This is a genomic window from Bacillus sp. GMs2/2 (genome assembly GCF_050172095.1).
GTDB classification, from domain to species: Bacteria; Bacillota; Bacilli; order Bacillales; family Bacillaceae_G; genus Bacillus_A; species Bacillus_A cereus.
In genome coordinates this window covers 1-7,067 of sequence record NZ_JBNLYE010000210.1, presented here as the reverse complement: position 1 = coordinate 7,067, position 7,067 = coordinate 1, and the positions used below count along the sequence as shown (strand labels likewise).

Genomic DNA, 7,067 nt, shown 5'->3' with positions numbered 1-7,067 from the left:
AAAGTAATGATAATAATTAGAAGTAACAAGTGTATAAGTGCATCAGTTTTTCCGTTTAGTAAAGACTTTACAAAGAAATCCCATTCTGTTTCATAGGGAGATTCTACCCAATTTCGTTGCAGACCTAACACCATTCCATTTATGAAATAGAAAATGCTTAATAGAATCCTTCCAACAAATAAGGCAGCTATTTTTATATTCCAATCCTTTATCTTGATTACATAAAGGATTGGAAATAGTATCAGTATCCAAAAAACAATAATAAAGACTGTATTTCCCATTTTCTCCTCCTAACAAAATGATTGTGTTTTTAATCTTGGTAAATTCTTAGGTTGGAGGTATGTTTCATTGTTACTGGTTAAAAACAAGGGTCGGAATTCCGGCTCCTTTTCTATCCCGCAAAATAAAGGTTTGCTTTATCTCTCCGTCTCAAAAAACTCAATCCACTCTCCATCAGGACCAGCGAAGAATATGTAACGTGTTCCATCTGGTAATGTTTCGATTTCTTCTCCTAGTAAAAAGGTTACTGCGTGTTTCTTCAGTCTTTCGATCTCATCCTCTAATGAATCCACTTTAAAGCAAATGTGATGTACTTTTCCTTCTGCCGGAAGAGAAGAGTTGTAGCCTTCAATGAGTTCTAGTATCGTTTCTTTTGATTCTTCTACACCTAAAAAAGCGAGTTTTAAGTCTGGATTCGGATGACCCATACGTTTCATGAGCTGTAAGCCGACTACTTCTTCATAAAATGAAATAGATGTTTCTAAGTTTGCAACCATAAGTCCGACGTGTTCAATTCTTCTAACTGGCATGTAGATTCCTTCTTTCTGAAAATTATATACAATATATTATTGAAAATTAAGAAAATAAGCAAGATAAAAACCTTACAAATTTTAGCGTGTTATATGGTATAGTGAGAAAGTATGTTTGGGGAGAAGGAAGGAGATTATACGATGAATACAACTACTCAAACTCCTTCATTATCGGAAACGATGAAAGAGTGGCATTATGCATTAGCATATGAAATTAAACATTGGAAAACGATAGGTGGTAGTAAAATTTCTATCATGAATGGTCGTTTTTTATATACAGATTATGAAAGTACAGTATACGTATTTCAGCTTATTTCGGAAGTAAGCTTACCTGAAGGTTCACCCATTCGAATTGAGTTTGATGGTGAGGAAGCGACAGGAGAAGTATTGTCTGTACATGGATTAGAAATAGAACTGAAATTAAATGATTATATACAAGGTGAAATACGAGAAGCTGTTTTATATAGTGAACCGTGGCAATTGTTAGAGCAACTACAAGAGAGGTTGAAAGAAGCACGTAAAGATAAGCTGAAACGTAATCGTATAAAGCGTCTTGTTGATGGGACGAGCAGTCCGAAACATATTGAGAAGATGAAAAATCCGAAAAATGAACTGGCATATCGTTCGTTTTATAATCCGACAACGTACGTATGGGGACCGCCGGGAACAGGGAAGTCTTACAATTTATCACGTATTATTTCGGCTCATTATCAAAAAGGAAAATCGGTACTTGTGTTGGCTCATAGTAATGCGGCAGTAGACGTATTAATGAGTGAAGTAACGAAGCAAATTGAGAAGAAAAAGAAATGGACGCCTGGTGAAATTGTTCGTTATGGTTATAGTCAACATGAACATATACGAAATCATGAAACGTTACTTGCGTCGAAGTTAGTTGAAACGACGAACGGATCTTGGGGTGAGGAAAGACTCTATTTAGAAGAGACACGACAAGATCTTCGTGAAAAAATCTTATCGTATAAAGCAACATCTGCTGATAAGAAGCGTATACAAGAGATTGAAAGTGATCTTCGAAAGCAAAAGGCTAAAATTAAAGAAGTAGAAAAAGAATATATTGAAAATGCGAAAGTAATCGGCGCAACTTTATCAAAATGTGCCATTGATTCACTTATTTATGAGCGCACATTTGATTTAGTTGTTGTAGATGAAGTAAGTATGGCATATGTTCCGCAAATTGCATTAGCTGCTTCACTTGGAAAACGTATCGTCGTTTGCGGTGACTTTTTACAGTTACCTCCAATTGCGATGGCAAATCATGAACTCGTTCGCAAATGGCTTGGGGAAGATATGTTTTACCATGCTGGGATTGTTGAGTCTGTTAATAAATCAGAAGCACACCCAAACCTATTTATGTTGCAGGAACAAAGACGTATGCATGCGGATATATCGAAGTTTACGAATTCGTTTATTTATAAAAATAGAGTATACGATCATCCGTCTGTTTCAGAGCGTAAAGAACTTGCGCAATTGCAGCCGTTCGCAAATGAAGCGAGTGTTTTATTTGATACGAGCCAAATGGGAGCTTTTTCGTTAAAAGATGCTGCTTCTGGTTCACGTTTTAACATTATGTCTGGTTTAGTAGCAATGCAAATGATGTTAATCGGATTGTTAGACGGTGTGCAATCAATTGGTATTGTGACACCTTACAGGGCGCAGTCACGCTTTTTATCAACGTGTATTAGAGAAATATTGCAGAGAACGAAATATCAAAACATACCAGTTTTAGCGGCGACAGTTCATAAGTTCCAAGGTTCTGAAAGAGATATGATGATCTTTGATACGGTTGACAGTTATCCGCAAGAACGACCTGGCGTATTATTCTTTGATCACAAAAACCATCGCCTCGTCAATGTAGCAGTGACAAGGGCGAGAGGGAAGTTCATTCAATTATCAGATTGCCATTATATGCGTAAAAACCTTTCGAGAAAACAAGCATTATCACAATTAACAGCTCATATAGAACGTCACGGAGATGTGTATGATCGCACGACATCAAGACAATTGTGGGAACGGAAAATTTCGAAACGTTTACGCTGGTTTATGGAAATGAATCTTGAAGAGCCGAAAGGGTTATTAAAAGATATTTTAGCCGCAAAACGAAAAATTATTATTTCACTTCCAAGTACAAAACAAGTGGATAAACGAGTATGGCAAGCGTTAATGCGTACAAATGCGCAAATAACAGTGTATAGTGATGGACCAGTTCCACTGAAAAATGTAAAGTTACAAAGACAAAATAAAGCATTCCCGTTTATCGTAATTGATGATGAAATCTTCTGGGCAGGCGCACCGCTTACATCTCAAATGATGTTTGAAGGTAGTACGGAATTTCCGTACGTATGTGCAAGACTGCAAGCACCTGAGACAATTGGTGTATTAAAAGGATTTTTAGATATTCGGTAAATTCGGATAGGAATTCCTTGACTTTTACTTGGAATGAACTTAGAATAAAAAATAATTTAATATAATTTTATGAAAATTCTTATCACGAGAGGTGGAGGGACTGGCCCTATGATACCTCGGCAGCGGATTCGTTATGAATACTGTGCCAATTCCAGCAAGGTAACTTGAAAGATAAGAAAGAAGCTCATTTTGACTGTATATACAGAAGCCTCTTTCTATCTTTTAGAAAGAGGCTTTTTTATGTGAAAATAAAAGGAGGAAGAAAAATGGGAGCGACAGGAGTAGCGTCACAAAGAAAAACAATTGAAGAGAGTATCGAAAGAAATAAGGAAAAGTACATAGAAACAAGTCATGATATTCATGCGAATCCGGAAATTGGTAACCAAGAGTTTTATGCATCTAGAACGTTAAGTTTATTGCTAGGCAGTGCAGGATTTCAGTTGCAGCACAATATAGCTGGACATGAAACGGGATTTATCGCGCGAAAAAGCTCTGGAAAACAAGGACCTGCAATCGCATTTTTAGCGGAGTACGACGCTTTACCAGGACTAGGTCATGCGTGTGGTCACAATTTAATTGGCACAATTAGCGTTGCAGCAGCAATTGCATTATCAGAAACGCTTGAAGAAATTGGCGGGGAAGTTGTCGTGTTCGGAACACCAGCTGAAGAAGGAGGACCGAACGGTAGCGCAAAATCGAGTTATGTAAAGGCAGGCTTATTTAAAAACATTGATGCGGCGCTTATGATTCATCCAAGCGGAAAGACAGCGACAACGAGTCCTTCACTAGCGGTCGATCCGCTTGATTTTCATTTTTACGGAAAAACAGCTCACGCTGCAGCTTCGCCAGAAGAAGGGATTAACGCATTAGATGCGGTTATTCAGCTCTATAACGGTATTAACGCACTTCGCCAACAACTTCCGTCAGACGTGAGAATTCATGGCGTCATTACAGAGGGAGGAAAAGCACCTAATATTATTCCTGACTATGCCGCAGCAAGATTCTTCATCCGTGCAGCAACGCGAAAAAGATGTGCAGAAGTAACAGAAAAAGTAAAAAATATCGCACAGGGAGCAGCATTAGCAACAGGTGCGAAAGTAAAAATCCATCAATTCCAAAATGAAATCGATGAATTACTCGTAACAAAAACATATAACGATATCGTAGCGGAAGAACTAGAACTATTAGGTGAAGATGTAAATCGTAAAGAAAGAGTAGGGATTGGTTCAACCGACGCAGGAAACGTAAGCCAAGTCGTACCGACAATTCATCCGTACATTAAAATCGGTCCAGATGATTTAATTGCACATACGAATGAATTTAGAGAAGCAGCACGTTCAGAACTTGGAGATAAAGCATTAATTACATCGGCAAAAGCACTAGCGAATACGGCATATCGATTAATTACGGAAGAAGGGTTGTTAGAGAAGGTGAAGGAGGAGTTTAGAGAAGCGCAGAAGAATCAGGGGTAGATGGTTAAAGGGAGTGGGGGATCCACTCCCTTTCTTTTTTGCGTAACACTGATGCTAAGATTTTTTTGCAGTAAAATCAATGTTAGTGGAACTTTTTTAATCAAACTTTTTTCTAAATTAACATAAATACTTGTAATATTTAAATTAGTACTATATAGTTCTAGTTATGACAAAGGTAAAATTAATGAATCAAAGACGTGTGATTGAAGTAGCTGCAACATTATTTTTAGAAAAAGGGTTTGCTTATACAAGTATGGATGAATTAGTACGTGTAAGCAAAGTTTCAAAGTCTAATGTGTATTATCATTTTTCTAATAAGGAACAATTATTAGAAGGAGTCGTTGATTATTGGATTGAAATGTATCAATCTGCAATTGATGACGTACTTTCTCAGAATCAATTTTTAGTTGAAGATCGTATCCAACTGTTTTTAAAGCAATTATCACAAGGAGTTCAGTCGAGAGAGTATAAGGGGAGCTGTCCATTTATTACTCTTTATATTCAAAGTCCTAAACAGGCCACGCAAATAAAAGAAAAAATAGGTCTTTTTTTTACAGGATTACAAAAGAAAGTTTCTCTATTACTTAAACAAGGGGTAGAGAATGGAGAATTTAGAAATACGATTCAGATTGATGAGGTTGCATCACTTTTTATTACAAATCTTGAAGGAGCGTTATTTATTTCAGAAACATTGAAGGATGCAACTGTAATCACGAAAACAGCAGATCATTTTTTAAAATTGCTTCGATAAAAGAAGCATTTTTTTTACATCAAATTAGTACTGAGTAGTACTAAAAGGGGGATTTTATATGAGAACAGTATTTTTAACTGGTGGAACAGGCTTTATTGGAAAGCAATTAGTGAAAGAATTAGCCAAAGAGGATGTTAAAATTCTGCTTTTAGTGAGGTCGAAAAGTAAAGCAATACGTCTTTTTCAAGAAAGAGGCATCTTAAAAAAGGAAGTTATGCACTTTATCGAAGGTGATTTGACGAAAATAGATTTAGGTCTAAGTGCTGAAGATAAGGAGAGGGTATTGAAAACGGATGTGATTATTCACGCAGGAGGCCCCATGGATATTCAAGCGACAAGTAAAGAGGCAGCTTCCGTATTTTTAAATGGTGCCAAACATATTAGTGAATTAGCTAAAAGTATTCATCAATTGAAGGGCTTGCAACAATTTATTCATGTTGTAGGTTATATGAGTCCCTTTGATGATAAAAATAGCAAGATTGCAATTGATGTGTTTAAAGAAGGAAACAGTTATTTGAAAATAAAAAATCCATATGAGAGAACAAAATTTTTAGCAGATCTTTATATCCGTCAGCAGGCATCAGCAGTAGGTTATCCGCTTTCTGTAATTAATCCACCAACTGTAGTCGGTAGTAGCAAAACAGGGAGTACAGAGCAGATAGCAGGATTAGGTTTGCTTGTGATGAGTATGCGAAGAGGGCTCATGCCAGTGATTCCTGGAGGTAAGGGATATAGGTTACCACTTATTTCAAACGATGAGTTTGCGAAGTTTATTGTGCAGGTTTTCAGGTTGGAGCAACCGACTATTCAAACATATACACTTGTTGAAGACAAACAGCACGATCAGAACATTGCTGAATTATTAAGTATTATGTCGGAAAGTATGAATATGAGGGCACCAAAGATCTCGGTTCCAATGCCGCTTATGAAAACAATTATGAATAGTGGAGTAAGTAAAATAACAAAAATTCCTTCTGATGGACTGAATTTTATTACAAAACGAAAATTTTCAAATGTTTCAGCGAAAAAAATTATGGGAGGGGATTGGTTTAAGAAGACGAGTGTAATGAAATTTCTCCCTGCCGTAGTAGCTGATTTGGATTATCGAATGATAGATCAAAATGGCCAGCATAATCATTTATTTAAACGAACATTATGCGATAACACTACCCTTTACCAATTACAAGGAGAGGGTAAACCGTTTATATTATTACATGGTTTATTGAGTGATGGAGAGGATTTATTTCCTTTAGCACAAGAGCTTCATGAAAAAACTGGTCAACCTGTATGGATCTTGGATCTTCCAGGTTTGGGACGTTCTCCTTTTAAACGAGAGAAAAATCTTCTAGATATCTATTTGAATGTAGTGAAAAAGTTATTGGAGAAAGCTGTGAATGGTGCACATCTAATTGGCCATTCATTCGGTGCGTTTATTCTTCTAGAAGCATTGGTAAAAGAGTACATAGATAAGAAGTATGCAATCACTTTACTTCAGCCACCTGTTGCTAAAAAAAATGCTAAATCGCTAAATGTTCCTCAATTTATGAACAAATGGACATTAAAATTGGCAACTACTAATTTCATAGAGCGATATTTATTAAGTAATGGCTTGTT

The 7,067-nt window shown here is 36.6% G+C and carries 6 protein-coding genes and 1 riboswitch; of the genes, 4 read left to right on the top strand and 2 right to left on the bottom strand.

Annotated elements, in window-relative coordinates:
• Positions 1–281, bottom strand: a 281-nt coding sequence (locus ACQGS6_RS20150; RefSeq protein WP_426965480.1) for a hypothetical protein, incomplete at its 3' end; no start/stop codon positions are given.
• 135 nt (positions 282–416) lie between these two features.
• A complete protein-coding gene (locus ACQGS6_RS20145; RefSeq protein ID WP_001145284.1) occupies positions 417–809 on the bottom strand; it encodes a VOC family protein in 393 nt (130 codons plus the stop codon).
• Between the two features lie 111 nt (positions 810–920).
• On the opposite strand from ACQGS6_RS20145, the gene ACQGS6_RS20140 reads away from it, so the two are divergent.
• The 4 genes from ACQGS6_RS20140 to ACQGS6_RS20125 form a co-directional block, all read left to right on the top strand.
• Complete coding sequence (locus tag ACQGS6_RS20140) at positions 921–3,230, top strand: AAA domain-containing protein (protein WP_426965479.1); 2,310 nt, start codon at positions 921–923, stop codon at positions 3,228–3,230.
• A gap of 76 nt (positions 3,231–3,306) precedes the next feature.
• Positions 3,307–3,408, top strand: a riboswitch (SAM riboswitch).
• Between the two features lie 88 nt (positions 3,409–3,496).
• The gene (locus tag ACQGS6_RS20135) at positions 3,497–4,702 is read left to right on the top strand and encodes a M20 family metallopeptidase (RefSeq protein WP_000501346.1); all 1,206 of its coding nucleotides are present in this window, start codon (positions 3,497–3,499) and stop codon (positions 4,700–4,702) included.
• A 184-nt stretch (positions 4,703–4,886) separates the two neighbouring features.
• Complete coding sequence (locus ACQGS6_RS20130) at positions 4,887–5,453, top strand: TetR/AcrR family transcriptional regulator (protein WP_001076335.1); 567 nt, start codon at positions 4,887–4,889, stop codon at positions 5,451–5,453.
• A 58-nt stretch (positions 5,454–5,511) separates the two neighbouring features.
• Positions 5,512–7,067: alpha/beta fold hydrolase (locus ACQGS6_RS20125; protein WP_426965478.1), on the top strand; the 1,556-nt coding region annotated here is incomplete at its 3' end.

Bases quoted from the DNA above. Each gene is read 5' to 3' on its own strand.
- ACQGS6_RS20140 (WP_426965479.1), top strand. From the start codon at position 921: ATGTTTGGGGAGAAGGAAGGAGATTATACGATGAATACAACTACTCAA.
- ACQGS6_RS20145 (WP_001145284.1), bottom strand. From the start codon at position 809: ATGCCAGTTAGAAGAATTGAACACGTCGGACTTATGGTTGCAAACTTA.
- ACQGS6_RS20130 (WP_001076335.1), top strand. From the start codon at position 4,887: ATGAATCAAAGACGTGTGATTGAAGTAGCTGCAACATTATTTTTAGAA.
- ACQGS6_RS20135 (WP_000501346.1), top strand. From the start codon at position 3,497: ATGGGAGCGACAGGAGTAGCGTCACAAAGAAAAACAATTGAAGAGAGT.